Source organism: Micromonospora sp. GCM10011542 (assembly GCF_042650685.1).
In the GTDB taxonomy this organism is placed as follows: Bacteria; Actinomycetota; Actinomycetes; order Mycobacteriales; family Micromonosporaceae; genus Micromonospora.
Map to the genome: position 1 here is coordinate 631,587 of NZ_JBHSBO010000058.1, position 24,430 is coordinate 656,016.

The following is a 24,430-nucleotide window of genomic DNA, read 5'->3' on the forward strand; positions in this document are numbered from 1 at the left end:
GCTGACGGGCACGGGTGGAACGCCACGGCTGTCACGGCTGACCGTTGCCAGCCCTGTTGTTCCACTCACCGGGTCGGTGTCCGGCGACCGCCCGGTTGTACGGTTTGCGGAGTCGCCCGGATCGGCATGACGGGGAATGGGCGGGGTACCGCAGCCGGCGGTGCCCGACCCGGGTGCCGCACGCCGCAGGCGGTGAGGAGACGGCGGATGAAGGCCATTGTGTACGAGCGCAACGGCGACCCCTCGGTGCTCAAACTGGTCGACCGACCGGTGCCGGAGCCCGGGGCGGGCGAGGTGCTGGTCCGGATGGCGGTCTCCGGGGTGAACCCGACGGACTGGAAGGCCCGCCGGGCGTTCCCGCTGCCGGCGGGCTGGCAGATCCCCGGTCAGGACGGCGCGGGCGTGGTGGAGGCGGTCGGGGCGGGCGTCGACCCGGATCTGATCGGCGAGCGGGTCTGGATCTGGGAGGCGGCCTGGCAGCGGCCGTGGGGCACGGCCGCCGAGTACACCCTGGTCCCGGTCCGGCAGGCGGTACGCCTCGGCGACGCCTCGTTCGACCTGGGTGCCAGCCTGGGCATCCCGTTCCTCACCGCGCACCGCTGCCTGACGGCGGGCGAGTTCATGCCGGACACGCTGCGCGCGGGCGCGCTGGCCGACCACACGGTGCTGGTGCAGGGCGGCGCGGGCGCGGTCGGCAACGCGGCGATCCAGCTCGCCCGGTGGGCCGACGCGACGGTGATCACCACGGTGAGCAGCCCGGAGAAGGCGCAGCTCGCGGCGTCGGCCGGTGCGTCGTACGTGATCAACTACCGGGAGCAGGACGTGGTCGAGGAGATCCGCAAGATGGCTCCCGACGGGGTGCACACCATCGTCGAGGTCTCCCCGGCCCGCAACGCCGCGGTCGACGTGCAGGTGCTGCGGCACGGCGGTGCGGTGTGCGCGTACGCCGACGACGGCGGGGACGAGGTGACGATCCCGATCCGGTCGCAGATGGTGCCGAACGCGCGCTGGCAGTTCGTCCTGGTCTACACCGAGCCGAAGGCGGCGAAGGCGCTGGCGGTGAAGGACGTGGCCGCCGCGGCGGCGCAGGGTGGCATCCGGGTGGGCGAGGAGGCCGGGCTGCCGCTGCACGTCTACCCGCTGGCCTCGGCGGCCGGCGCTCACCAAGCGGTGGAGAACTCGGCGGTGGGCAAGGTGCTAATCACCACGAGCGAGACCTGACCAGCAGATTTCCCTGTCATCGGGACAGAGGCGAACAAGTTTCGCAACAATGGCGGTGCGGGTCGCCCCGCAAAGAAGCGGGCGGCCCCGGCGCGGTGCGAACGCCGGGGCCGCCCCTGGGGAGGGATCAGGAGTTGTCCCTGTCCCAACAGGCGACGCAGCCCAGAAAAACGTTACGGGGCGGTGAGCTCGCGGACGGTCAGCTCGCCGCCGGCGTACCGCGAACGGACGACCTTCTTGTCGAACTTGCCGACGCTGGTCTTCGGCACCGCGTCGATGAAGGCCCACCGCTCGGGCAACTGCCAGCGGGCCACCGACGACGCCAGGAACTCGCGCAGCTCCTCCGCCGTCACCGAAGCGCCCTCCCGGACCACCACGGTGGCCAGCGGGCGCTCGTCCCACCGCTCGTCCGGCACACCCACCACGCACGCCTCCAGCACGGCCGGGTGGGCCATCAGGGCGTTCTCCAGCTCCACCGAGGAGATCCACTCACCGCCGGACTTGATCACGTCCTTGGCGCGGTCGGTCAGCGTCAGGAAGCCGTCCGGGGACAGCGTGCCCACGTCGCCCGTACGCAGCCAGCCGTCGCGGAACTTCTCGGGGTCCGGGGCGTCGTCCCCGACGTACCGGGCGGTCACCCACGGCCCGCGGACCTCCAGCTCACCCACGGCCGTCCCGTCGGCGGGCAGCGGCTCGCCCAACGGGCCGACGATGCGCGCCTCGACGCCGGCCGGCACCCGGCCCTGCGTGTAGCGGTAGCGCCACGCCTCCTCGCCGGTCGCCCCGGCCGGCGGACGGGAGACCGAACCCAGCGGGGACATCTCGGTCATCCCCCAGGCGTGGATCACGTCGATCCCGTGCCGCTCAGCGAACGCGTGCATCAGCGCCGGCGGGCAGGCGGAGCCGCCGACGATCACCTCCTGCAGCGAGGAGGTGTCCACGTCGTGGCTGTCCAGGTGGGCCAACAGGTCGTTCCAGATGGTCGGCACCGCGCCGGCCAGCGTGGGCCGCTCGGCGGCGATCATGTCGGCGATCGGGGCGGCCTGGAGGAACCGGTCCGGCATGATCAGCGACGCGCCGGAGAGGAACGCCGCGTACGGCAGCCCCCACGACATCGCGTGGAACATCGGCACGATGGCCAGCTCGCGGTCGGTCGGGCCGAGGCCGAACCCCTCCGGCATGCAGACCTGCAACGAGTGCAGGTAGATGGACCGGTGCGAGTAGGCCACGCCCTTCGGGTTGCCGGTGGTCCCGGAGGTGTAGCAGAGGGCCGCGGCGTCGCGCTCGTCCACCTCGGGCCAGTCGAAGACCTCGGGCCGGTCGGCGAGCAGCGCGTCCCAGTGGTGCACGGTGATCCGGTCGCCGGCCGCCGCCACCAGCGGGGCCGGGTCGCCGCCGCCGACCACCACCACGTGCCGCACCGTGGCCAGCTCGCCCATCACCCGGGCCAGCAACGGGATCAACGTCGAGTCGACAAGCACCACCCGGTCCTCGGCGTGGTTAGCGATGTAGGCGACCTGGTCCGGGAAGAGCCGGATGTTGAGGGTGTGCAGCACGGCGCCCATGCTGGGCACCGCGAAGTAGGCCACCAGGTGCTCGTTGTTGTTCCACATGAAGGTGGCGACGCGCTCGTCGCCGGTCACCCCGCACTCGTCGCGCAGGGCGTGCGCCAGCCGCGCGGCGGTGCGGCCGACCTCGGCGTACGTCATTCGGCGGGGCTCGCCACCGGTCCAGGTGACCACCTCGGCCGTGCCGTGCACGGTGGCGCCGTGGGCGAGGATCCGGGAGACCTGCAGGGGGGCGTCCATCATCGTGCTACGCATGGGTAACAAGCTAGTGTCGGCGGTCACAGCTTGGGAACCCCCGTAAATTGTCGCAGGTGAGCATCTCCTGGGCCGACTCGTACGTGGGGCAGCTGCGCGCGCTCGCCGGGGACCGGACGCTGATGTTCGTCGGCGCCCGGGCGGTGGTCCGCGACAACGCCGCACGCGTCCTGCTGATCCGCCGCTCTGACAACGGCCAGTGGGCCATGCCGGCCGGTGCCATGGAGCTGGGCGAGTCGATCGCCGACTGCGCGGTGCGGGAGGTACGCGAGGAGACCGGGCTGCGAGCCCTGCGGGTCTGCGCGTTCGCCCTCTACACCGGCCCGGACCGGACCAGCACCAACATGTACGGCCACACGTACCAGGTCTTCACCACGGCGTTCCGGGTGGAGGAGTGGGACGGCCAGCTGGAACGGATCACCGACGAGACCACCGACGCCGGCTTCTTCCCCCGCGACCGGTTCCCCACTCCGCTCTCCGGGTCGGTCCTGGAGACCCTGGCCGACCTGGACGTCTTCGAGCAGACCAACCGGCTGATCCTCAAGTAGGCCGACCGCCCCCGCGAAGGTTCCCGGGGACGGTCGGCGACGGAGACGGTCAGATCATCGTCTGGGACTTGGCCTCCATGTCGGCGGCGGCCTCCTCCTTCGACTCCTTGGTCAGCGGCTTGCCGCCCGGCGCCGGGGCCTCACCGCCGAGCGGGTCGGCTCCGCCGGTGGCACCCTGCGGGCCAGCGCCGCGCAGTTGGTTGTCGGGCAGCGCGAACGTCACCAGTACCGCCACGATCGCGATCAGGCCGGCGGTCAGGAAGACCATGTCCAGCGCCTCGACGAACGCGTTCTGGATCGCCGACCGCACCGGCCCGGGCAGGGCCATGATCGTCGCCGGGTCGTTGATCGAGATGTTCGCGCCACCGCTCGCCTGGACCGCGGCCTGCTGCTGCGGCGGAAGCTGGGCGATCGCGCCGGGCAGCCGGTCGGCCAACCCTCCGGCCAGCCGGGAGGAGAGCACCGCGCCGAGGATCGCCACGCCGAACGAACCGCCAAGCGACCGGAAGAAGGTGGCCGAGGAGGTGCCGGCGCCCAGGTCGCGTACGGAGACCGCGTTCTGCACCGCCAGGACCAGCGACTGCATGCACAGGCCCAGGCCGACGCCGATCACCACCATGAAGCCGAAGGCGATCCAGAGCGAGGTGCCCACCGACAGTTGGGTGAACAGCAGCATCCCGACCAGCAGGGTCACCGACCCGGCGACCGGGAACCACTTGTACCGGCCGATCCGGCTCATCGCCCGCCCCGTGATGATCGAGGTGACGATGATGCCGGTCATCATCGGCAGCATCAGCAGACCACTGCGGGTCGGCGAGGCGCCCTTGACGATCTGCAGGTACAGCGGGATGAAGATGATCGAGCCAAACATCACCAGGCCCAGCACGAACCCGGCCGAGTTGGCCAGCGCGAACGTGGCGCTGCGGAACAGCCGCAGCGGCAGGATGGGCTCGGCGACCCGGGCCTCCTGGAGCACGAAGAGGACGGCGAGCACCGCGCCGGCCACGAAGAGGCCGATGATCACGCCGGAGCCCCAGGCGTACTCGTTGCCGCCCCAGCTCAGCGCCAGCAGCAGGCAGCTCACCCCGGCCACCAGCAGGCCCGCGCCCAGCCAGTCGATGGCGTGGTTCCGCCGCTCGAACGGGATCAGCCGCATCACGTGGTAGCAGACCACGATGGCCAGGATCGCCAGCGGCACGTTGATGTAGAAGATCCACCGCCAGTCGGTCTCCGCGAAATAACCACCGACCAGCGGCCCGGCCACCGAGGAGATGCCGAAGACCGCGCCGAACAGACCCTGGTAGCGGCCACGTTCCCGGGGTGAGACGACGTCCGAGATGATGGTGAACGCCAACGTCAGCAGACCGCCCGCCCCGAGACCCTGGATGCCCCGGGTGATGATCAGCTGCGTCATGTTCTGCGACAGGCCGGCCAGCAGCGACCCGAGCAGGAACGTGCCAATGGAGAACAGGAAGACCGGGCGGCGCCCGTACAGGTCAGCCATCTTGCCGTACAGCGGTGTCGACGCCGTCGAGGCGAGCAGGTACGCGGTGACCACCCACGAGTAGTGGTTGATCCCGCCCAGCTCGCCGACGATGGTCGGCAGGGCGGTACCCACGATGGTCTGGTCGAGGGCCGCGAGCAGCATGCCGGTCATCAGACCGATCATGAGCAGACGGATCTGCTGGCGGTTCAGCACCGGCGCGGCGGAGGCTTCGGTGGTCATCTGCCCTTCTTTCCCGGCCCTCCGGGAACATGCCCCCGAACCGGGAAAAACCCCGTCGCCCCCGCCGGAACCGATCAGGCGGCGAAGCGGTTGACGATCTCCGCGCAGAAGGCGGGCAGATCGTCGGGCTTGCGGCTGCTGGTCAGGTTGCCGTCGGTGACGCACTCCTCGTCGACCCAGGTGGCGCCGGCGTTGGTCAGGTCCGTACGCAGACTCGGCCAGGAGGTCATCCGGCGGCCCCGGACCACGCCCGCCTCGATCAGCGTCCATGGACCGTGGCAGATCACCCCGACGGGCTTGCCCGCCTCGAAGAACGCCTGCACGAACCGGACCGCGTCCGGGTCGGTCCGCAGGAAGTCGGGGTTCGCCACCCCGCCCGGCAGGACCAGCGCGTCGTAGCCGCCGGCGTCCGCCTTGTCCGCGGTGACGTCCACCTCGTACGTCTTGGACTGGTCGAGGTGGTTGAAGGACTGGATGGAGCCGGGCTTGAGCGACACCAGCTCGACCGTGGCGCCGGCGTTCTCCACCGCCGCGCGCGGCTGGACGTACTCGACCTCCTCGACGCCGTCGGCGGCCAGGAAGGCGATCCGCTTGCCCTGCAGTGTCGTCGCTGCCATCTCGATGCATCTCCTCTCCGGGGGTACCCCGATCCCCTTCCCTGGCCCCTACGCCCGAAACGTCCCCGTCCTGGAGGCCCGCCGGCGCGGGTTTGACCTGGGGACCTCGGGGGATCCCGGGAGGCATGGCAGGAGCAGCAGCGGAACAGCGCCGGCTCGCCACCGTCGTGGAAAGCTGGCTCGGGCGCCCCGTCCTGATCATTGGTGACGCCATGCTCGACGAGTGGCGGTTCGCCGACTCCGACCGGCTCTGCCGGGAGGCGCCCGCCCCGATCCTCACCCTGCGCCGGCGGATCTCCGCCGCTGGCGGCGCCGCGAACACCGCGGTCAACGTCGCCGCCCTCGGCGGCCGGGCGGTGCTGGTGGCACCGGTCGGCGCCGACGTGGCCGGCGACGAACTGCACGACTGTCTGGACCGCGCCGGCGTCTGGGACCGTACGGTGAACCAGCCCGGACGACCCACCCCGGTGAAGCGGCGGATGCTCGCCGGCAACCAGATCCTGCTGCGCGAGGACTCCGGCGGCCCCGACGACCCGCTCGACGTCGACGGGGTGGCCCGGCTGCTCACCGCGCTGGACTGCGCCACCGAGGAGTTGCGCGCCGCCGCCGGCGGCGAGGCGCCGACCCTGGTGGTCTGCGACTACGGCCTGGGTGCCCTGCCCGCGCCGGTCCGCGCCTGGCTGGTCGAGCAGCGTGAGCGCTACGCCACCGTCGCGCTGGACGCCCACGACCTGGCCGACTGGCGGGGTCTCGCGCCGACCGTGGTCACCCCGAGCTTCGCCGAGGCGACCCGCCTGCTCGCCCGCGCGGCCGGCACGACGCGGCCAACCACCGGCAGTGAGCTGCACCTGGAGCACCCCGACGGCGACCCGAGCGACGGCCCGTCGGAACTCACCGTCGGCGCCGCGCCGGGCGGAGCCCGCACCGGCGACGCCGAGGTGCGCGCCGACCGCCCGGGACCGGTCGGCGAGCCGACGCCCGGCGAAAGTCGGGTGGCCCTGACCGGCGACGGACTGAGTGTCACCGGCACCGGCGTGACCGTGAACGCGGTCGTCGGGGAGGGCGTCGACCGGGCCGAACTGGCCGAGTCCCGCCTGGCCGAGTTGCGCGCGCACACCGGCGCCGACGTGGTGGCGGTGACCCTGGACACCGAGGGCGCGGTGGTCGGCGGCGCGGACGGGGAGCCGCGACGCAGCCACAGCACCCCGGTGCCGGCGAGTCATGCCGTGGGGGCCGGCGACGCGTACCTGGCCGCGATGACGCTGGCGCTGGCCGCCGAAGCGCCGCTGCCCACCGCAGCACAGCTCGCCCAACTGGCCGCCACCATCACCGTCTCGGACACCGGCACCTGCGTGTGCCGGCGCGAGGACCTGCTCACCGCGCTCGACCTCCCGCCGGCGGACGCCGGGCACCCCGCGGTGGTCGAGGCCGACGAGCTGGACGCGCTCATCGCCGAGCACCGCGCCGCCGGCCGGTCGGTGGTGTTCACCAACGGCTGCTTCGACGTGCTGCACCGGGGGCACGTGCGCTACCTGGAGCAGGCTCGGGAGCTGGGCGACCTGCTGGTGGTCGCGGTCAACTCCGACGGCAGTGTCCGCCGCCTCAAGGGGCCGGACCGGCCGGTGAACCCGGCGGAGGACCGCAGCGCGCTGCTCGCCGCCTTGTCCTGTGTGGACCACGTCGTGGTCTTCGAGGAGGATTCGCCGGCGGCGCTCATCGAGGCCGTCCGTCCGGACGTCTACGTCAAGGGCGGCGACTACCCGCCCGAGCTGGTGCCGGAGGCGCCGCTGGTACGCCGGCTGGGCGGCCAGGTCCGCACCCTCGGCTATGTACCCGACCGGTCCACCTCGGCGATCATCGAGCGGATCCGGGCCAACCGCCACGAGCGGGACGTCGACGCGTCGCTGACCACCCGACCGTCGTGAACCGGCCCCTCGACCTCGGCGACCCGGCGGAGTTCCGCGCCGACCGCCGGTTGGACGTGCTGATCCCAACCCGCAACCGGGCGGCCGAGCTGGCGGTCACCCTGGCCGGGCTGGCCGCCCAGGAGGGGGTGCCCGGCTTCGGGGTGGTGGTGAGCGACCAGTCCGACGGCGAGCCGGCGTTCGCCCACCCGGCCGCCGCCACCGTGGTCCGGGCGCTGCGGCACCGGGGGCACCCGGTGCTGCTCACCCGCCGGCTGCCCCGGCGCGGCCTCGCCGAGCACCGGGCGTACCTGCTGGCGGCCTCGGCCGCCCGGTACGTGCTCACCCTGGACGACGACGTCTGGCTGGAACCGGGGACGCTGCACCGGCTGGTCACCGCGATCGGCGAGCTGGACTGCGGGTTCGTCGGCAACGCCGTGCACGGCCTCTCGTACGCCGACGACGTCCGGCCGCAGACGCACGACCGCTACGAGGAGTGGATCGGCCGGCCCCTCCCGGAGCGGGTCCGGCCGGGGACCCCGGAGTGGGACCGGGCGCAGATCCACTCGGCGGCGAACCTGCTGCACGTGACGGGGAAGCTGGCGTTGCCGGCGGGCGCGTGGCGGGCGTACAAGATCTCCTGGATCGGCGGGTGCGTGCTCTACGACCGGGCCAGGCTGGTCGACTGCGGCGGCTTCGACTTCTGGCGTCGGCTGCCGGAGAAGCACCAGGGCGAGGACGTGGCCGCCCAACTCGCGGTGCTGGCCCGGTACGGCGGCGCCGGCATCCTGCCCAGCGGCGCCTACCACCTGGAGTCGCCCACCACGGTCACCGAGCGGGACGTGGAGGCGTGGGAGATCGTGCTCGCCGACGAGGACGCCCCGCAACCGGCCTGAGTATGTAAGGAGGGGCCCCTTGTTGACGCCAGGGCGTTAACAAGGGGCCCCTCCTTACAACCGCAGCAGCTCCCGGGCAGCCTCCAGCACCTCGACCGTCGGCACGTCGACGACGAACGAGTCCCGGTGCGGGCACTCGCCGTCGCCGGGCCGGTGCGGGTAGATGCCGGGCGTGCAGTCCACCCCGCAGACCGGGCAGTGCACGGTCCACGAGCTGATCGGCCGGTGCCGGCCGCGCAGCGGGTTCGCCACGGTGATGAAGTTGCCGACCCAGTAGATGCCGACCGTCGGGGCGCCCACCGCGGCGGCCAGGTGCAGCGGGCCCGTGTCGTTGGAGACGACCAGCGCGCAGTCGGCGTAGCAGCCGGCCAGGCCGCCGAGGCTGAGCGTGCCCACCTGCGGCCGGACCGGCACCCCGGCCGCGGCCACCACCCGGTCCACCACCTCCCGCTCCGACGGCGTGCCGGTGACCAGCACCTCGTACCCGTCGCCGTGCAGCTCGCGGGCCACCTCGGCGAAGCGGTCGGCCGGCCACCGGCGGCGGGTGTCGGTGGCACCCGGGTGCAGCGCCACGCGGACCCGCGCGGGCGGGCCGAGCACCCGGGCCGCCTCGACCCGGTCGGCGTCGGTGACCGCCAGCGCCGGCACGATGGTGGTGGCCGGGGCACCCACCAGCGCCACGACCTCGAGGTAGCGGATCACCTCGTGCTGGTAGTAGACGTACCGGATCCACCGGTCCAGCGGGGGCGCGTCCTCGGCACGCAGCCCGGCGGTGACCCGGGCACCAAGGCTGCTGATCAGCGGGTTCGAGTTGGCGCCCCCGCCGTGCACCTGCACCGCCAGGTCGAAGCGCTCGCTGCCGGCGGCGGTCACGAAGTCGTCCATGGCCGACTCCGGCTCGCCGGGCTCCGGGTGGCGGATGCCCGGCGCCGGCGGCACCACCAGCACCCGGTCCACCGGGCCGGGCCGGTCACGCCAGAGCTTCGCGTGCCACGGCGCCCCGAGCAACACGATCTCCGCCCGCGGGTACGCAGCCCGCAACGAATCCAACGCGGGCAGGACGAAGATGAAGTCGCCGAGCGCGTTGGCGCGCAGCACGGCGATGCGCTCCACGTCGGGTACGCGCTCGGCGGTGGGGCCGAGCAGCGACGGGGTGACCACGCGGCTCGCTACGGCCGGTCGATCTCACCAGCGGCGGTGTCCGGGTGGTGCAGCTCCCGGTCCGCCGCGGGGTCGACCGGCGTCGGCGTACCGACGGGCAGGCCGGCGGAGCGCGGCCCGGTGCGGCCCACGGTGATGGTGCGTGGCGTGGGCCGGGCGGCCCGGGGCAGCCGGACCCGGAGCAGACCGTGGTCCATCACCGCGTCGATGCCGTCCGGATCGACCCGGGACGGCAGGTCGACCCGGTACTCGAAGCCACGGGTCTCGAAGCCGCCCGGGATGCCCTGGTCGGCGTTGACCTCGGCCTCCGAGCGGGCACGCACGCACAGCTCCCGGTCGTCCAGCTCGACCGCCACCTCCTCCGGCGCCACGCCGGGCAGCCGGACCACGACCTCCCAGCCGTCAGCGGTCTCGCTCAGCTCCACGTCGGACGACCCGGCCCGACCGCCGACCAGCCGGCTCAGCTCGGCGCGCAACGACTGCAGCTCACCCATCGGGTCCCAGCCCTGCTGCCGGCCTCGCCAACCCCGTCCGAAGCCGCCACTCTGCTCGCTCATCGCACCTCTCCGATCCGCTGGGTGGCCGCGGGCGGCCGCAGTGAACTGGGCGCGTCCAGACCCGCCTCCTCGTCGACGCCCACGCCGAGCCGGTCGACCAACTCGCCGCCGAGCCAGGCGCTGATGCCGAGAATCGCCAGCGCGACGACCTCGATGGCGAGCAGAGCGCCACCGGCGGCCCGGGACTCGGCGTTGAGCCGGACCACCCAGATCGCGGCGAAGAGCAGGATCACCGCGAGGTTGGCGGCGGCGTGCAGCAGCGCCACCCGCTTGGCGCGGGTGCCGGTCGGGATGGCCAGCAGGTCGAACGTGCCGGCCGCCGCCGCGAGCAGGCCGCCGATCAGACCGACCGTGATGTTCCAGTACGCGACCTCGCCGAGGAAGTCCGGCCCGCCGACGGTGTCCACCAGGTCGAACAGGACCGCGGTCACCAGCAGGCCGACCGGGAACATCACCAGCATCGGGTGGACGGGATGACCCAGTACCTTGAGTCGACTCTCCATCTCCGGCCTCCACTGGTCGGCGCTGCGTGACTGGTCGTGCCGCGGACGCGCAGAGTGAGGCGGTACCCCCGACTCCCGGGGGCAAACCTCGCGCTGGTCGCGGCGGCCTAGGCTGGCGGCGAGGCCGTCGGACGGTGGCGCCGCCACCCGACTCAACGGCTCGGGGGAGGGTGACGTGACGGTGGAGATCACCTCGCACGAGGAGCTGCGCGAGCTGCTCGGAGTGCCGAACGCGCGGGCCGCGAACAAGGAACGCCCCCGGCTGCACGAACGCGACCGGCAGTGGCTGGCCGCGGCGCCGTTCTGCCTGGTGGCCACGGCGGGCGCGGACGGGCGCTGCGACGTCTCGCCCAAGGGTGACCCGGCCGGCTTCGCCCTGGTGCTCGACGACACGACCATCGCGCTGCCGGAGCGGCCGGGCAACAGGCGTGCCGACGGCTACCGCAACATCCTGGACAACCCGCACGTCGGCTTGATCTTCCTGATTCCGGGGCGGACCGACACGCTGCGGATCAACGGGCGGGCCCGACTGGTGCGCGACGCGCCCTGGTTCGACGACATGGTGGTCCAGGGCCACCGCCCGATCCTCGCGGTGGTGGTCGAGATCGAGCAGATCTTCTACCACTGCGCCAAGGCGTTCCTCCGCTCCGAGCTGTGGCGGCCGGAGACCTGGCAGCCCGACGCGCTGCCGTCCCGCGCCCGGCTGATCAAGGAGGTCGAGGCCCCGGCCGAGAGCCTGGAGGACCTGGAACGGCACTACGGCCCGGAGTACGCCAAGAAGATCTACGTCTGATCCCGCCCCGTCATCGCTACGCGCCCGCGCCGGGAAACTCGGCGGACACCATCCACAGGTGACCGTCCGGGTCGGCGAACACGCCGGTGTACCCCCAGGGCTGGGCGACCGGTTCGGTGACCACCTCGGCGCCGTCGGCACGCGCTCGCTCGACGAGCCGGTCGACGTCCTCGGGCGTCGCGACCGGCAGGTTGAGCAGGCACTCGCTGTGCCCCCGGGCCGCCACCTCGTGCTGGCCGATCACCCAGCCGAATCCGCCGGTCGGGATGAGCATCAGCCGCAACCCGCCGTTGACCACGAACTGCAACGGCTCGGGAAGGCCATCGTCCGCCACCTCCCCGATCGCCTCGAGGCCGAGCCCGTCCCGGTAGAAGCGGTGCGAGGTCGGACGGTCGGCGATGGGCAGACTGACGATCACGGGCGCGAAGGTCATGAGAGGACGCCTCCTGTGTCGGGCGGACAGGTTCCCAGGATGGACCGCTGCGGGCCGGGAAACTCATCGGGCAGTCGACGCGCCTCTGATCACCACGTACACGGCCAGACCGAGACCGACAAGGGCGACGCCGGCCACCCAGCGCAGGCTCAGACCAAGCATCAGCGGCACGGTGGCGAGCGCCGACGGGCTCGCCAGCAGGCACGCGACGCCCATCAGCGGATTCCACACCGTCGGTCCCACCTTCCCGCCCCGGACCGACCACCAACCGTCCGTGGTACGGAGCTTGAGCCGCGCCGCCTCGAACAGCATGGGCACGACGGCGACGCCGAACACCCCGAGGAACAGAGCCTGCAACCAGCCGCGGTGCCCCCCGGCCCCGGTGTCGACCCGACCACCGGCCGGTAGCTCGATCGCCACGGGCGTGCCCTCCCACAGCAGCGCCTCCGCCTGGGCGCCGTCGGTGAGTCTGCGGCTGCCCACCGTGGGCACGTGGGTCTCGGCGAAGAGCACGAACTCTTCGTCCTGCTCCACCATGAGGTGCCAGGTGCTGCCGGGGCCCCGGCTGTGCCAGGGGCCCGAAACGGTGACCGGGATCCGCTCGAGACAGCCCTTCGGCGGGTCGAGATCCGGCTCCACCCGCGCCATCCACGCGGGGCACTCAGCGGCTCGCCGCATCGAGACGGCGTCGCGGATGCCGTCGGGCACGTCGGCCAGCGCCCACAGCCCGAGTACGCCCGCCAGCACGCCGTAGAGCACGAGCAGTGCGGGCCGGGTCCAGAACGCCGGACGCCAGAACTGCCAGCCGCGAGGCGGTGTCTCCGCTCGCCTGGACACCACAACCACCTCCCCCCCGATTGTGGCGTGCCGTTGCCCCGAATTGAGGGGTGTCGCCCCGATTCACGGCAGCCGCAGCACCAGCGCTTTCGCCGTGGTACGGGCATCGGAGGTGGCTGCCGGGCAGCTACGGTGTGCCGCACTTCAAAGGGGGGTGGGTCGGTGGCACCTCGGGTGCGGCTCCTCGCGATGCTGCTGCTCGGCGCTGCGCTGCTCGGCACGGTCGGCCTGGCCGTCGGCTCCTGGTACGGCGGTCGCGGCGTCACGCCGCTCAACCTGGCCGAGGCTCCGAGGGTGGCGGCAGAGCTGCTCCCGGAGGCCGAGCCAACCGGCTCGACGTCGATACGCGGCTACCGGTACGGCGTCTTCCTGGCCCCTGCCGACTACGGCTCCAGTCGAGCGGACTTCCAGTACGGCTACCGCGTCGACTGCGCACTCTCCGAGCAGCTACGACGCAACGCCCAGGCCCAGGGCTGGCAGGGCCTGCGTCGCGTACCGGGTGCGTCGTGCGACGGCTGGCAGGCCGAGCGGGACGGCCTGAGGATCACGCTTGCCCACCGGGCACAGGGGTCCGTGCTGAAGGTCGAACCGGCCGCGCCGGACGGGCTCCTCGCCGCCACGCTCACTGGCACCCTCCTCGGCGCCGCCGCCGGTGCCGCGCTGGTCTGGCTGGCGGCGCGACGACGTCCACCGCTACCCCGGCTGGTCGGCCTGCTGGTCACGATCGCCCTGATCCCGGCCGTGACCCTCACCTGGGAGGACCTGTTCACGGACGGGCTCGCCGAGCCGGTGTGGCCCATCTGGCGGTCCTTCGCTCCGGTGCTGGTGCCGCTGTGTCTTGTCCTGCTGCTGGTGGGATCGATCGTTGGCGCGAGGCGACCGAGCGTTGCCCATTCCCCTCGCTGAACGAAGACGGCCGCGACAATCGACGATCGGCACCCCGGGCGTGCCGGCACGCAGGCGAGCGCCACTCTGCCCATGTGCGGGCTGGCACGGCCTGCGGCGCTGTTGTCGACCTTGGGAAACGGCGAAGCCCAGGTCTCTGACCTGGGCTTCTGTGCCGAGCCGCCTGACGGAATCGAACCGTCGACCTACGCATTACGAGTGCGTCGCTCTAGCCGACTGAGCTAAGGCGGCAACGATCGTCAAGTGTACGGCACCCCACCGGAGCCGGCCGAACGGGATACCCCTGTCCCGCCCGGCGACGGTAACCGGACATCGAAGACGATCCGGACGTCTACCGGACAGCGATCGTCGCGGGTCGGGGCTACGCTGCGGCGCGTGAGCGACGATCACGCCCCTCTCGACGGCTCCGATCATCCCGAGCGGACGGGTGGGCATACCAACGGTGAGCCGGCCGGGGAGCGGGCCGCCCGCCGGCCGCGGACGACGGATCCGCTGGAGCTGGGCTTCACGCCGCGCAAGCCGGTGCCGTGGCTGGCACCGTTCCTGCTGATCAGCACCGGCATCCGGACGCTGTTGGCGATGCTCTTCGGGGCGTACCTGGACAAGCGGGAGCTGCAGAACTCCCTCGACGCCCGCGTCGCGCGGCAGGTCGGGGCGGACGGCGGGCTGTGGCTCGACTACGTGGCGGACCTGGGTGACGGCTTCAACGCGACCTACTCGGTGGCGTACCTGCTGGCACAGCCGGAGCTGACCGTGGACGGGCACCGGCTGCCCCGGGCGCAGACGCTGGTGATGGGCGGCGACCAGGTCTACCCGTCGGCGGCGTACGCCGAGTACGAGAACCGGTGCAAGGGGCCGTACCAGGCCGCTCTGCCGGTGACCCCGCCCGAGCGGCCCACCCTCTTCGCGGTGCCCGGCAACCACGACTGGTACGACGGGCTGACCGCGTTCCTGCGGCTGTTCGTCCGGTCCCGCGACCGGCACTTCGGCGGCTGGGACACCGGCCAGTCCCGGTCGTACTTCGCGGTGGAGCTGCCGGCCGACTGGTGGCTGCTCGGCGTGGACGACCAGTCCGGCTCGTACCTGGACGATCCGCAGCTGGCGTACTTCGACGAGGTCGCCCGCCGGCTCGGCCCGGAGTCGAAGATCATCCTTGCGGCACCGGCACCGACCTGGGTGAAGGCCGCCGAGCACCCCACGGCGTACGACTCGATCGACTACTTCATCCGGACGATCATCTCTCCGACCGGGGCGAAGGTCCGGCTGCTGCTCTCCGGCGACCTGCACCACTACGCCCGGTACGCCGGCGCGGACCGGCAGCTGATCACCTGCGGCGGCGGCGGGGCGTACCTCTACCCCACCCACAAGCTGCCGGAGCGCATCGAGGTGCCACCGCGGGACACCCTGGCCCGCCGGGCCAGCCGCACCCGCCCGTACGACCTGGTGGCCCGCTATCCGGACGCGGCCCGCTCCCGGCGCTACGGCTGGGGCATCTTCCCCCGGCTGCCGCTGCGCAACCCGGGCTTCACCACCCTGCTCGGCACCCTGCACACGCTGCTGATGCTAGCCATGGCGGGCGTGGCGGCGAACCGGGCCGGGGGCACCGAGCAGCGGCTGTTCAGCGTCCCGCTGGCGGCGATGCTGCTGGTGACGGTGCTGGGCGCGGCCCTGTTCGCCAAGCCGCCCAGCGCCACCGGCAGACGGCACGCCCGCAACTGGATCCTCGGCGTCGGGCACGGGCTGGCGCACGTCGGGCTGGCCGCCGCTGGCACCTGGGCGTGGCTGTCACTGCCCTTCTACGACTGGCCGTGGCCGCTTCCGGTGGTGGCCGCCGCCGTGCTCTACGGACCGGTGAGCGGCCTGGTGGCCAGCCAGTTGGTGGCGGCGTACCTGTTGGTGGCGGGGTCGCTCGGGGTGAACGTCAACGAGCTCTTCGCCGGCCAGGGCATCGAGGACTCCAAGGCGTTCCTCCGGCTGCGCGTCGACCCGGACGGCACGCTGACCATCTACCCGGTCGCCGTGGACCGGGTCGCCCGCGACTGGCAGGTCAACCCGGATCAGTCCCCCACCGCGAGCTGGTTGACTCCGAAGACCCCACTGACCCCCCGCCTGGCCGAACCCCCGATCACCCTCCGCTGACCCCGCGACACCTGGTTGACCATTGGGCCGCGGCGGGGGCGGGCGGTCAGGAGGTGTAGTGCTGGTCGTGGGCCTGGCGGGGAGCGCAGACGGAGGCGCGGGAGCAGGAGCAGCGGGAGCCGTCGGCGTCCAGCCGGACGGTCACCGCGTCGCGGGGAACGCTGTGGCCGACCACCCGACCGTCGCCCTCCGGCGTGGAGACGCGGCTGCCGACGGCCGGCGCGGACTCCTGGAACCGCTGGTAGAGCGGGTGCTCGTACTTCAGGCAGCACATCAGTCGACCGCACGCGCCGGAGATGCGCAGCGGGTTGAGCGGCAGGTCCTGGTCCTTGGCCATCCGGATCGTCACCGGCTCGAAGTCGGTGAGGAACGTGGCGCAGCACAGGTCACGCCCGCAGGAGCCGATGCCGCCCTGCACCCGGGCCGAGTCGCGCGCGGACAGCTGACGCAGCTCGACCCGGCAGTGCAGGGTCGCGCCCAGGTCGCGGACCAGGGAGCGGAAGTCCACCCGGTGCGGCGCGGTGAAGTAGACGGTGCTGCGCTCGCCGCCGCCCTCGGCGGAGCCGAGGACGTGGTCGACGGCCACCACCTTCATCGGCAGGCCGTGCGCCCGGATCAGCCGCTTCGCGGCCACCTTCGCCTCGGCCTTGCGCCGGCGCAGCGTCTCGTCGCGGCGCAGGTCGTCGTCGCCGGCCAGGCCCACCAGCCGGGGAAAACCGTCGGTCTCCTCGGTGACCCACTGCGCGGCCCAGACGCACTCGGCCACCTCGGGCCCGTCGTCGGTCGGCACCAGCACCTTGTCGCCGACCTGCGGACGCCACTCGCCCGGGTCGAGGTAGTAGAGGCGCCCGTACCGGTTGAAGCTGACCGCGCAGAGCATGCCCATGCCCCCACCCTACGACGGACCACCGCCGTGGGCCGCGCCGGCCGTTGCCGGACGACTACGCCCCGCTGCCATCCATGACCGTCGACTTGACCGATTGTCGGCCCATCCGTTGCGCCGCCACCACTGGCCCGGACGGTTGAATCCGGGCCGAGGAGGGGGACAAACGAGGCCGGGCGGCGTTGAGTGGAGACATACCTGCGGGGGGTGCAGGGGGAAGACCACGGCGTCGCCGCCGGTGCCGGCCCGAGGGCCGGGCACCGTGCGCGACGCCGTGGCCTGCCCCGCCATGAGAGGCCGTCGGCTACCAGCCGACCCGGGTGGGCAGGTCGTACCGGGAGTGCCCGTCCGCCGGCGATCGCCAGGCCGACTCGGCCAGGCTGGGTGCCCACTGCCGCAGCAGCGTCTCGGCACCGTCGTACGCGACGCAGAGCACCGCCAGCACCCGCGCGGCGATCTCGGCGGCGTCGGCCACCCCGGGACCGACCGGCCCGGGGCGGGTCGGCACACCGGTCGCGGTGGCGGCGACCACGGTGACCGCCTCGGCCGAGCGCAGCACGTCGGCCAGGGCCCGGGCCAGCGCGAGACGGCTGCCCTCCACCCAGTCGGCCAGCGCGTCGGCGTACCCGGCGGTGGACTCCAGCCGACCGACCAGGCTCTCCGGCCCCTCGTCGAGGTGGCGTAGCAACGCCGCCCGCTCCCGCTCGTACGCCGAGGCGGCCGGCCCGGACCAGAGCACCGGGTCGGTCAGCGTGGCGGAGACGTCGTCGTAGCTCCGGACCAGCCGGCGCACCGAGTGCCCGGCCCCGGACAGGGGCGCCGGGTGCAGGTCGAGGAAGCCGCGGACCGCGTCGCCGGGCAACACCTGCATCCGACGCAGCAGCGGCCAGACCCGGTGCCCCTCGGGCACCCCGGCAGCGAGCAGCGTGTCCACCCGGCGCAGCAGGTCGAGGCCGGGCTCGGCCAGCCGGTCGAGGGCGTCCATCACGCCTCCCCGATCAGCCGGCGCCGGGCGGCCCGGTCGACCTCGCCGTAGCGGTCGGCGGCCTCGCGCACGGCCGCGGCGGCGGCGGCGAGTCGACCGGCGGCGGCCCGCGCCTCGCGGGACCGGTCGTCGGTCGCGGCGGTCCACTGCCGGTGCAGCGCGCGGCCGATCTCGCCGGGCCGGCCCGGGGCGTCCGCGCCGAACGCGGCCTGCGGTGGATCGCCGGCGGTCACCGTGCGGGACAGCGCGGTGAGGGTGGCGCCGGCCTCGTCGAGCCGGACGGCGAGCCCGTGGAGTGCGTGCATGTCAGGCCCCCGCGAGCGGTCGGTAGGCGGCGAACGTCTCGTTGTGCAGCTTCTCCCGGGCCCACTCGGCCGCGTCGGCCGCAGCGGTGACCGCGGCCTGCACCGACCCGGCCACGTCGCGGGGGTTGCGGCTGTGCAGCGGGCCGAGGAACCGGACGTCGGTGATCCGCCCGCCGGCGGGTACCACCACCTCGACCAGCCCGTCCGGCGACCGCACGGTGACCTCCACGGCCGTCACCGCCTGGTCGAACTCGGCCTGGAGCGACTCGATCCGGCGGTAACGCCGCACCGCCTCCTCGATCCAGGCCTCGTCGATCTCCCCCCGCGGCATCGGCCGACTCCTCCCGGGTCATCACTGAGCGTGCCGTAACCGTCACCACGGCATCACCGGACCGTACCCCGCGGCAATCGCGCCTGTCGATGCCTGTGGATGACCGGTCCGGCCGGCGGGACCCCGGTGGGCCTAGCCCTTCCAGAGGGCGAGCATCATCGCCTCGACCGCGATCCGGGGCTTGACGTTCGCCTCGATCGCCGCACGGCAGGCCAGCACCGCCTCCAGCCGGCGCAGCGCTCCCTCGGCGTCCCACTTCTGCGCGCCCGCGGCTGCCAGCGCGGCGGTGTCGGTGTGCACCGGAGCGACCGGTGCCCGCAGCGCCATGGTCAACGCGTCCCGGTAGAAGCCGGCCAGGTCGACCAGCGCCCGGTCCAGCGCGTCCCGCTGGGCCCGCGTGGCCCGGGACTTCTGCCGCTTCTCCAGCTCCTTGAGCTGCCCGGCGGCGCCCCGCAGCGCACCGGCCGCACCCCGGCCGGTGCCGCCCGCCCCCAGCGCCGTCTCCAGCGCCGCCCGCTCGGTCGCGTCGGACTCGGCGACCGACGCCTCGGCCTCCGCCTCGGCCGCCTCGATCAGCGCGGACGCCGCGTCGAACGCCGCGCCGACGCCGGTCAGCCGGCGGGGCACGGCGAGCACCGCCTCGCGCCGCTTGCGGGCCTCCGGGTCGCGGGCCAGCCGGCGGGCCCGCCCCACGTGCCCCTGTGCGGCCGCCGCGGCCCACTCGGCCACGTCGGGCGCGATGCCGTCGCGCCGGACGAGCACCTCGGCCACCGCCACGGCCGGGGGCTGCCGCAGCGGTACGACCCGGCAGCGCGACCGGATGGTCACCGAGATGTCGTCGGGGTGGGTCGACGGGGCGCAGAGCAGGAACACCGTGCGCGGCGGCGGCTCCTCGATGGCCTTGAGCAGTGCGTTGCCGGCCGCCTCGGTGAGCCGGTCGGCGTCCTCGATGACCACCACCTGCCAACGCCCGCCGGACGGGGTGCTGGCGGCGCGCAGCACCAGCGCGCGCATCTCGCCGACGCCGATGGAGAGCCCCTCCGGCACCACGAGCCGGACGTCGGCGTGGGTGCCGCCCATGGTGGTGTGGCAGCCGGGGCACTCGCCGCAGCCGGTGCCGTGCACGCACTGCAGGGCGGCGGCGAAGGCGCGCGCCGCGACCGAGCGACCGGAGCCGGGCGGCCCGGTGAAGATCCAGGCATGGGTCATCCCGGCGGCCGGGTCCACCCCGGCCGGAGCAGCCTCGGCCGGGCCAGCGGCGATCAGGGCGGGCGTCCGCTCCGCCGCGCCAGCGCGCAGCACGGCCGCCGCCGCGGCGGCGGCCCGGCGCAGCGTGTCCACCGCCTCGTCCTGGCCGACCAGGTCGGCGAAGACGTCCGGCATCAGGTCCGGTGCTCCATCGTCACCAGCTCCGCGTCGGATAACTCGGGCTGCACCGAGGTGTCCGGGCCCTGCGCCGGCCTCGGGTGCACGATGCCGCCCGGGGTGCCGATCATCTGCTCGACCCGCCGTGCCACCCGCTCGGCGATCTCGTCGGCGGGACGGGACGCGTCCAGCACCAGGTAGCGCTTCGGGTCGGCCGCGGCGAGGTCGAGGAAGGCGTACCGGACGCGCTCGTGGAAGGCGACCGACTCGGCCTCCAGCCGGTCGGCGCCCTGGTTGCGCGACGCCACCCGCGACAGGCCCGTCTGCGGTTCGACGTCCAGCAGCACCACGAGGTCGGGCTTGAGCCCACCGGTGGCCCAGGAGGAGAGCCAGGAGACCTCGTCGACCGGGAGCGTCCGCCCGGCGCCCTGGTACGCCAGGGACGAGTCGACGTACCGGTCGCTGATCACCACGCCGCCGCGGACCAGCGCCGGCCGGACCACGGTGGCCACGTGGTGCGCCCGGTCGGCGGCGTAGAGCAGCGCCTCGGCGCGCGGCGACGGCGCCTGCTCGCCGGAGGTCTCCAGCACCAGCGAACGGATCCGTTCGCCGACCGTGGTGGCACCCGGTTCGCGGGTGACCACCACGTCGCGCCCCTGGCCGCGCAGCCGCTCGGCCAGTGCGGCGAGCTGGGTGGACTTGCCGGCGCCCTCGCCACCCTCGAAGACCACGAAGAGCCCGGCGGAGACGAACGGCTCGGCCGGCATCAGCGGACGACCCCGGATGGAGCCCCAGAGGTCGGCCAGGACCGGGACGCCCTTCTTGTCGTCCATCTGCCCGAACGCGCTGATCCCGGCGAAGATGCCGGCGACACCGGCGGCGAGCAGCAACAGCCGGGTGGAGGAGACCGAGATGCCGAGGTCGGCGATGGTCAGCTTGCGGGAGCCACCGACGCCCACCAGCAGGCTGCTCAGGCCGATGGCCAGGATCAGCACCAGGCGGGTGCCGATCTGCACCACGGCGAAGACCCGGCCGCGCACCTCGTCGGCCACCTCGCCGCCGAGCAGGGTGGTGCCGGCGAGGAAAGCCATCCCGGCGCCCGCGCCGACCAGGATCGCGCCGAGGATCGCCATGGACAGGTGGATGGCGAAGGCGAGCACCAGCACCGAGGCGCTGGCCAGCACGATGCTCATGCCGAACCAGCGGCGCCGGGACATCTCCTTGACGATCATCGGGCCGAGGCCGATGCCGATCGCCAGGCCGATGAAGATGGCACCGAAGAGCAGATAGAAGGCGGCGTCGCCGGCACCGAGCGAGGCGGCGAAGAACTTCGCCGTGCCGATCACGATGCCGCCGCCGGCGAACGCGCCGAAGATGCCGAGCACCAGGCCGCGGACGAGCCGGGTCTGGCCGATGTACCTCCAGCCCTCCGCGAACTGGCGCCGCATGCTCTGCTCGGTGCGCTCCCGTTCGCCGGTCTGCGCCCGGCTGATCTCCTTGATCCCGAACGCCACCACGAGGGCGGTGGCCAGCCGGGAGAAGGAGTTGACCCAGAGCGCGAGCTGGGCGGGCTCCGCCCAGCCGAGGTCGCCACCGGCGACGGCCCGGACGCTGCGGTCGAGCACCGCGGCCACCAGCGCCGCGAGGATCGGGGTGAGGCCGTACGTGGTGATCAGCGTGAGCTGATTGGCCGCTTCCAACCGGGCGCGCGGGATCAGGTTGGGGACCGCGGCCTCCTTGGCCGGAATCCACAGCAGGGTGACCGACTCGATCAGGAAGGTGGCGACGGTCGCCCACAGGACCACCATCGCGCCGCTGGCGCCGGCGAGCGCCACCATCGGGATCGAGGCGAAGAGCACGAACCGGAGCAGGTCGCAGATGACCATGGTCCACCGGCGGTCGAACCGGTCGGCGAACACGCCGGCGACCGGGCCGAGCACCAGCGCGGGCAGCAGCCGGATGGCGATGACAGTGCCGAAGGCCGCGCCCTTCGCTGTGTCGCCCGAGACCTGGGAGGCGGCGAAGACCGAGGTGGCCAGCAGGCCGAGCCAGTCACCGAAGGAGGCCGCGCCGAGCACGATCCAGAGCCGCCGGAACGGTCGGATCCGCAGCACCGAGCGGATCGCCGCGTAGCCGGACGGATCCACCTGGCTCGCGGACTGGTTCGTGGCGCTGCCGGGCTGGCCGCCGGACGGCGACACGCCGGGCGACTCGCCGCTGTTCTGGCTTTCGATGGCCGTACCTCCACGTGCCGGCCCATCGCTGGGCAGTCCCGGTGGAACACTCTAGTCCCGGTGGGGAGCCGCCCCACCCGCGACATTCGCCTGCTCGCTGAGCCTAGGCCGCCGGAGGCATCGACCGCAGCCCGGACATACGCGAGGGTATTTCGCATTCACCGTCGGACAGTTAGCGTGCACACGTGGCCACCGAAAGCGACAAACTTCGCGAGCGCCTGGATCGGGCGACCGCCCACCTCGACGCGCCGTACGCGGTGGTCGACCTCACCGCCTTCGACGCCAACGCGGCCGCCCTGGTCGACCGCGCCGGCGGCAAGCCGCTCCGGCTCGCCAGCAAGTCGGTCCGCAGCCGGGACCTGATCGAGCGGGCCCTCGCCCGGCCCGGCTGGCACGGCGTGATGGCGTTCACCCTGCCCGAGGCGATCCGGCTGGTCCGGGCCGGGGTCAGCGACGACGTGCTGGTGGCGTACCCCACCGCCGACCGCGGCGCCCTCGCCGAGCTGGCCGCCGACCCGACGTTGGCCGCCGCGGTCACGCTGATGATCGACAGCACCGGGCAGCTCGACCTGGTCGACGCGGTACGGGCTCCCGGCCAACGCGCCGAGCTGCGGGTCTGCCTCGACCTGGACGCCTCCTGGCGACCGCTGCGCGGACGGGTGCACGTCGGCGTCCGCCGCTCCCCGGTGCACAGCGCCCGGGCGGCCGGCGCGCTCGCCGCCGCCGTCGCCGGTCGCGCCGGCTTCCGGCTGGTCGGCCTGATGTCGTACGAGGCGCAGATCGCCGGCCTGGGCGACGCGCCGCCGGGGCAGACGCTGCTGGCCGGCGCGATCCGGCTGGCCCAGCGCGGGTCGTACCGCGAGTTGCTGGCCCGCCGGGGCGCGGCGGTGGCCGCGGTACGCGAGCACGCCGACCTGGAGTTCGTCAACGGCGGCGGCACCGGCAGCGTGGCCGCGACCAGCGCCGATCCCGCGGTCACCGAGATCACCGCGGGATCGGGCCTGTACGGGCCGACGCTGTTCGACGCCTACCGCGCCTGGCGCCCCACCCCGGCGGCCTTCTTCGCCTGCGCGGTGGTCCGGCGGCCGACACCCGAGCTGGCGACGGTGCTGGGCGGTGGCTGGATCGCCTCCGGCCCGGCAGCCGACAGCCGGTTGCCCCGGCCATGGCTGCCGGCCGGGCTGAAACTGGTCGGCACCGAGGGGGCCGGCGAGGTGCAGACCCCGCTGGCCGGCGCGGCGGCGGCCACCCTGCGGATCGGCGACCGGGTCTGGTTCCGCCACGCCAAGGCCGGTGAACTCTGCGAACGGGTCAACGAGCTGCACCTGCTGCGGGGCGACGCAATCGAGGCGACCGTACCCACCTACCGGGGCGAGGGCCACGCCTTCCTCTGACGTCCCCGACCGGCCGACCGCCGCCTGGGCGGCGTGCGACCCGGGTCGAGCGCCTCGTGAAACGGCGTGCGACCCGGGCCGACCGCACTTGGGGGGCGTGCCGCCCGGGCGGCTCAGACGGGCTGGGTCGCCTCGGCCTGCTCGACCGGCCGGTCGGCGGCAGCGGGGCCGTCGACCTGGCGGTGCAGGTACTCCCGGATCAGCGCCTTCGCCTCGGCCAGCACGCGCTCGTCGCCCTCCGGCTGCCGCCGGAACGCGAGCTTGATCAGCGCGTCCGCCGCCTCCACCGCGATCTCCAGCACGAAGCGCAGTTTGGGTACGTCGTTCAGGCCGAAACGCTCGGTGAGCACCCGGGCCAACTGATCGGCGATCACGCCGTTGTTGTCCCGTTGCTCGTCCAGCAGGTGCAGGTCGACCACGTCGCCGAAGTGCAGGGTGCGGAACCCCGGGACGGTGCGGTGCATCGTGATGTACTCGTCGATCCCCGCGTCGACGCCGTCCCACCAGTGGGTCATCTCGTCGGAGGCGAGCCGCTCGTCGAGCCGCTGCAGGTAGGACTCCATCGTGCGCAGGGTCAACGCCTGCACGATCGCCCGCTTGTCCGGGAAGAACTGGTAGACCGACCCGATCGCCACCTCGGCGCGCTCGGCGAGCAGGGTCGTGGTCAGCCCCTCGTACCCGACCTCGTCGACAAGTTCGGCGCAGGCGTCCAACATGCGCTGTACCCGCGCGACACTTCGACCCTGCACCGGTACACGGCGCAGCGGCCCGGTCGTGGCGGCTGGTGTGGACACTCGGTGCCACCCCTTTCAACGGATGAACATATCTCAACGTCACGAGTCCGTGACTACCGGTATAACGAGCGGATC

23 protein-coding genes and 1 tRNA gene are annotated in these 24,430 nt (G+C 73.3%); 8 read left to right on the top strand and 16 right to left on the bottom strand.

Annotated features, from left to right (window positions below; genetic code table 11):
* The first annotated feature begins 207 nt into the window (after nucleotides 1-207).
* Nucleotides 208-1,221: an NADPH:quinone reductase gene (locus ACFOW4_RS23775; RefSeq protein WP_377531363.1), complete on the top strand. Its 1,014-nt coding sequence runs from the start codon at nucleotides 208-210 to the stop codon at nucleotides 1,219-1,221.
* A 173-nt stretch (nucleotides 1,222-1,394) separates the two neighbouring features.
* Here the strand turns inward: ACFOW4_RS23775 and ACFOW4_RS23780 are convergent, their stop codons facing one another.
* Entirely contained in the window at nucleotides 1,395-3,029 is a 1,635-nt protein-coding gene (locus ACFOW4_RS23780) for a fatty acid--CoA ligase (protein WP_377531731.1), read from the bottom strand.
* A 71-nt stretch (nucleotides 3,030-3,100) separates the two neighbouring features.
* On the opposite strand from ACFOW4_RS23780, the gene ACFOW4_RS23785 reads away from it, so the two are divergent.
* Nucleotides 3,101-3,592, top strand: a complete 492-nt coding sequence (locus tag ACFOW4_RS23785) for an NUDIX domain-containing protein (protein ID WP_377531366.1) — start codon at nucleotides 3,101-3,103, stop codon at nucleotides 3,590-3,592.
* A 49-nt stretch (nucleotides 3,593-3,641) separates the two neighbouring features.
* Here ACFOW4_RS23785 and ACFOW4_RS23790 read toward each other — a convergent pair whose 3' ends face one another.
* Complete coding sequence (locus ACFOW4_RS23790) at nucleotides 3,642-5,318, bottom strand: MDR family MFS transporter (protein WP_377531368.1); 1,677 nt, start codon at nucleotides 5,316-5,318, stop codon at nucleotides 3,642-3,644.
* Between the two features lie 74 nt (nucleotides 5,319-5,392).
* Entirely contained in the window at nucleotides 5,393-5,935 is a 543-nt protein-coding gene (locus ACFOW4_RS23795; RefSeq protein ID WP_377531370.1) for a type 1 glutamine amidotransferase domain-containing protein, read from the bottom strand.
* 125 nt (nucleotides 5,936-6,060) lie between these two features.
* On the opposite strand from ACFOW4_RS23795, the gene rfaE2 reads away from it, so the two are divergent.
* On the top strand, nucleotides 6,061-7,860 hold the full coding sequence (gene rfaE2, locus ACFOW4_RS23800) for a D-glycero-beta-D-manno-heptose 1-phosphate adenylyltransferase (protein ID WP_377531373.1): 1,800 nt from the start codon (nucleotides 6,061-6,063) through the stop codon (nucleotides 7,858-7,860).
* The gene (locus tag ACFOW4_RS23805; RefSeq protein WP_377531375.1) at nucleotides 7,857-8,735 is read left to right on the top strand and encodes a glycosyltransferase family 2 protein; all 879 of its coding nucleotides are present in this window, start codon (nucleotides 7,857-7,859) and stop codon (nucleotides 8,733-8,735) included. Before rfaE2 ends, ACFOW4_RS23805 begins: the two co-directional genes overlap by 4 nt.
* Before the next feature lie 54 nt (nucleotides 8,736-8,789).
* Here the strand turns inward: ACFOW4_RS23805 and ACFOW4_RS23810 are convergent, their stop codons facing one another.
* Genes ACFOW4_RS23810 through ACFOW4_RS23820 form a run of 3 tightly spaced genes read right to left on the bottom strand, consistent with a single transcriptional unit; the run spans nucleotide 8,790 to nucleotide 10,956 of the window.
* Entirely contained in the window at nucleotides 8,790-9,896 is a 1,107-nt protein-coding gene (locus ACFOW4_RS23810) for a glycosyltransferase family 9 protein (RefSeq protein WP_377531377.1), read from the bottom strand.
* An 8-nt stretch (nucleotides 9,897-9,904) separates the two neighbouring features.
* Entirely contained in the window at nucleotides 9,905-10,453 is a 549-nt protein-coding gene (locus tag ACFOW4_RS23815; protein WP_377531379.1) for an Hsp20/alpha crystallin family protein, read from the bottom strand.
* Nucleotides 10,450-10,956 (bottom strand): DUF2231 domain-containing protein, encoded by a 507-nt coding sequence (locus ACFOW4_RS23820; RefSeq protein WP_377531381.1) that lies wholly within the window; start codon nucleotides 10,954-10,956, stop codon nucleotides 10,450-10,452. Before ACFOW4_RS23820 ends, ACFOW4_RS23815 begins: the two co-directional genes overlap by 4 nt.
* A gap of 175 nt (nucleotides 10,957-11,131) precedes the next feature.
* Between ACFOW4_RS23820 and ACFOW4_RS23825 the strand changes: the two genes are divergently transcribed.
* Nucleotides 11,132-11,749 carry a pyridoxamine 5'-phosphate oxidase family protein gene (locus tag ACFOW4_RS23825; protein WP_377531383.1) on the top strand — a complete coding sequence of 206 codons (618 nt, stop codon included), beginning with the start codon at nucleotides 11,132-11,134 and terminating at the stop codon, nucleotides 11,747-11,749.
* Nucleotides 11,750-11,765: 16 nt separating this feature from the next.
* On the opposite strand, the gene ACFOW4_RS23830 is transcribed toward ACFOW4_RS23825, so the two are convergent.
* Together ACFOW4_RS23830 and ACFOW4_RS23835 are read right to left on the bottom strand one after the other, a co-directional pair.
* The gene (locus ACFOW4_RS23830) at nucleotides 11,766-12,182 is read right to left on the bottom strand and encodes a VOC family protein (protein WP_377531385.1); all 417 of its coding nucleotides are present in this window, start codon (nucleotides 12,180-12,182) and stop codon (nucleotides 11,766-11,768) included.
* 63 nt (nucleotides 12,183-12,245) lie between these two features.
* Nucleotides 12,246-13,019: a hypothetical protein gene (locus ACFOW4_RS23835; protein WP_377531387.1), complete on the bottom strand. Its 774-nt coding sequence runs from the start codon at nucleotides 13,017-13,019 to the stop codon at nucleotides 12,246-12,248.
* Between the two features lie 162 nt (nucleotides 13,020-13,181).
* Here ACFOW4_RS23835 and ACFOW4_RS23840 point away from each other — a divergent pair, with 162 nt between their 5' ends.
* Entirely contained in the window at nucleotides 13,182-13,925 is a 744-nt protein-coding gene (locus ACFOW4_RS23840; RefSeq protein WP_377531389.1) for a hypothetical protein, read from the top strand.
* A 157-nt stretch (nucleotides 13,926-14,082) separates the two neighbouring features.
* Here ACFOW4_RS23840 and ACFOW4_RS23845 read toward each other — a convergent pair.
* Nucleotides 14,083-14,156: transfer RNA gene (locus ACFOW4_RS23845), tRNA-Thr, on the bottom strand.
* 144 nt (nucleotides 14,157-14,300) lie between these two features.
* Between ACFOW4_RS23845 and ACFOW4_RS23850 the strand changes: the two genes are divergently transcribed.
* On the top strand, nucleotides 14,301-16,064 hold the full coding sequence (locus tag ACFOW4_RS23850) for a metallophosphoesterase family protein (RefSeq protein WP_377531391.1): 1,764 nt from the start codon (nucleotides 14,301-14,303) through the stop codon (nucleotides 16,062-16,064).
* 46 nt (nucleotides 16,065-16,110) lie between these two features.
* On the opposite strand, the gene ACFOW4_RS23855 is transcribed toward ACFOW4_RS23850, so the two are convergent.
* From ACFOW4_RS23855 to tmk, 6 genes are all read right to left on the bottom strand, one after another.
* Nucleotides 16,111-16,950, bottom strand: coding sequence for a stage 0 sporulation family protein (locus ACFOW4_RS23855; RefSeq protein ID WP_377531393.1), 840 nt, complete (start codon nucleotides 16,948-16,950; stop codon nucleotides 16,111-16,113).
* Nucleotides 16,951-17,251: 301 nt separating this feature from the next.
* Entirely contained in the window at nucleotides 17,252-17,932 is a 681-nt protein-coding gene (locus ACFOW4_RS23860; RefSeq protein ID WP_377531394.1) for a hypothetical protein, read from the bottom strand.
* Entirely contained in the window at nucleotides 17,932-18,237 is a 306-nt protein-coding gene (locus ACFOW4_RS23865) for a hypothetical protein (protein WP_377531396.1), read from the bottom strand. Before ACFOW4_RS23865 ends, ACFOW4_RS23860 begins: the two co-directional genes overlap by 1 nt.
* Nucleotide 18,238: 1 nt before the next feature.
* Nucleotides 18,239-18,568, bottom strand: a complete 330-nt coding sequence (locus tag ACFOW4_RS23870) for a YbaB/EbfC family nucleoid-associated protein (RefSeq protein WP_377531398.1) — start codon at nucleotides 18,566-18,568, stop codon at nucleotides 18,239-18,241.
* Between the two features lie 132 nt (nucleotides 18,569-18,700).
* Nucleotides 18,701-19,951 carry a DNA polymerase III subunit delta' gene (locus tag ACFOW4_RS23875; protein ID WP_377531400.1) on the bottom strand — a complete coding sequence of 417 codons (1,251 nt, stop codon included), beginning with the start codon at nucleotides 19,949-19,951 and terminating at the stop codon, nucleotides 18,701-18,703.
* Nucleotides 19,951-22,011 (bottom strand): dTMP kinase, encoded by a 2,061-nt coding sequence (tmk, locus tag ACFOW4_RS23880; protein WP_377531732.1) that lies wholly within the window; start codon nucleotides 22,009-22,011, stop codon nucleotides 19,951-19,953. The genes ACFOW4_RS23875 and tmk overlap by 1 nt, the downstream gene beginning before the upstream one ends.
* A 341-nt stretch (nucleotides 22,012-22,352) precedes the next feature.
* Here tmk and ACFOW4_RS23885 point away from each other — a divergent pair, with 341 nt between their 5' ends.
* On the top strand, nucleotides 22,353-23,561 hold the full coding sequence (locus ACFOW4_RS23885) for an amino acid deaminase/aldolase (RefSeq protein WP_377531402.1): 1,209 nt from the start codon (nucleotides 22,353-22,355) through the stop codon (nucleotides 23,559-23,561).
* A 113-nt stretch (nucleotides 23,562-23,674) separates the two neighbouring features.
* On the opposite strand, the gene ACFOW4_RS23890 is transcribed toward ACFOW4_RS23885, so the two are convergent.
* A complete protein-coding gene (locus tag ACFOW4_RS23890; protein ID WP_377531404.1) occupies nucleotides 23,675-24,277 on the bottom strand; it encodes a TetR family transcriptional regulator in 603 nt (200 codons plus the stop codon).
* Between the last annotated feature and the right edge of the window lie 153 nt (nucleotides 24,278-24,430).

Coding starts and splice junctions, on each gene's coding strand:
- ACFOW4_RS23775 (WP_377531363.1), top strand. CDS start 208: ATGAAGGCCATTGTGTACGAGCGCAACGGCGACCCCTCGGTGCTCAAA.
- ACFOW4_RS23780 (WP_377531731.1), bottom strand. CDS start 3,029: ATGGACGCCCCCCTGCAGGTCTCCCGGATCCTCGCCCACGGCGCCACC.
- ACFOW4_RS23790 (WP_377531368.1), bottom strand. CDS start 5,318: ATGACCACCGAAGCCTCCGCCGCGCCGGTGCTGAACCGCCAGCAGATC.
- ACFOW4_RS23795 (WP_377531370.1), bottom strand. CDS start 5,935: ATGGCAGCGACGACACTGCAGGGCAAGCGGATCGCCTTCCTGGCCGCC.
- rfaE2 (WP_377531373.1), top strand. CDS start 6,061: ATGGCAGGAGCAGCAGCGGAACAGCGCCGGCTCGCCACCGTCGTGGAA.
- ACFOW4_RS23815 (WP_377531379.1), bottom strand. CDS start 10,453: ATGAGCGAGCAGAGTGGCGGCTTCGGACGGGGTTGGCGAGGCCGGCAG.
- ACFOW4_RS23820 (WP_377531381.1), bottom strand. CDS start 10,956: ATGGAGAGTCGACTCAAGGTACTGGGTCATCCCGTCCACCCGATGCTG.
- ACFOW4_RS23830 (WP_377531385.1), bottom strand. CDS start 12,182: ATGACCTTCGCGCCCGTGATCGTCAGTCTGCCCATCGCCGACCGTCCG.
- ACFOW4_RS23855 (WP_377531393.1), bottom strand. CDS start 16,950: ATGGGCATGCTCTGCGCGGTCAGCTTCAACCGGTACGGGCGCCTCTAC.
- ACFOW4_RS23860 (WP_377531394.1), bottom strand. CDS start 17,932: ATGGACGCCCTCGACCGGCTGGCCGAGCCCGGCCTCGACCTGCTGCGC.
- ACFOW4_RS23865 (WP_377531396.1), bottom strand. CDS start 18,237: ATGCACGCACTCCACGGGCTCGCCGTCCGGCTCGACGAGGCCGGCGCC.
- ACFOW4_RS23870 (WP_377531398.1), bottom strand. CDS start 18,568: ATGCCGCGGGGGGAGATCGACGAGGCCTGGATCGAGGAGGCGGTGCGG.
- ACFOW4_RS23875 (WP_377531400.1), bottom strand. CDS start 19,951: ATGCCGGACGTCTTCGCCGACCTGGTCGGCCAGGACGAGGCGGTGGAC.
- ACFOW4_RS23890 (WP_377531404.1), bottom strand. CDS start 24,277: ATGTTGGACGCCTGCGCCGAACTTGTCGACGAGGTCGGGTACGAGGGG.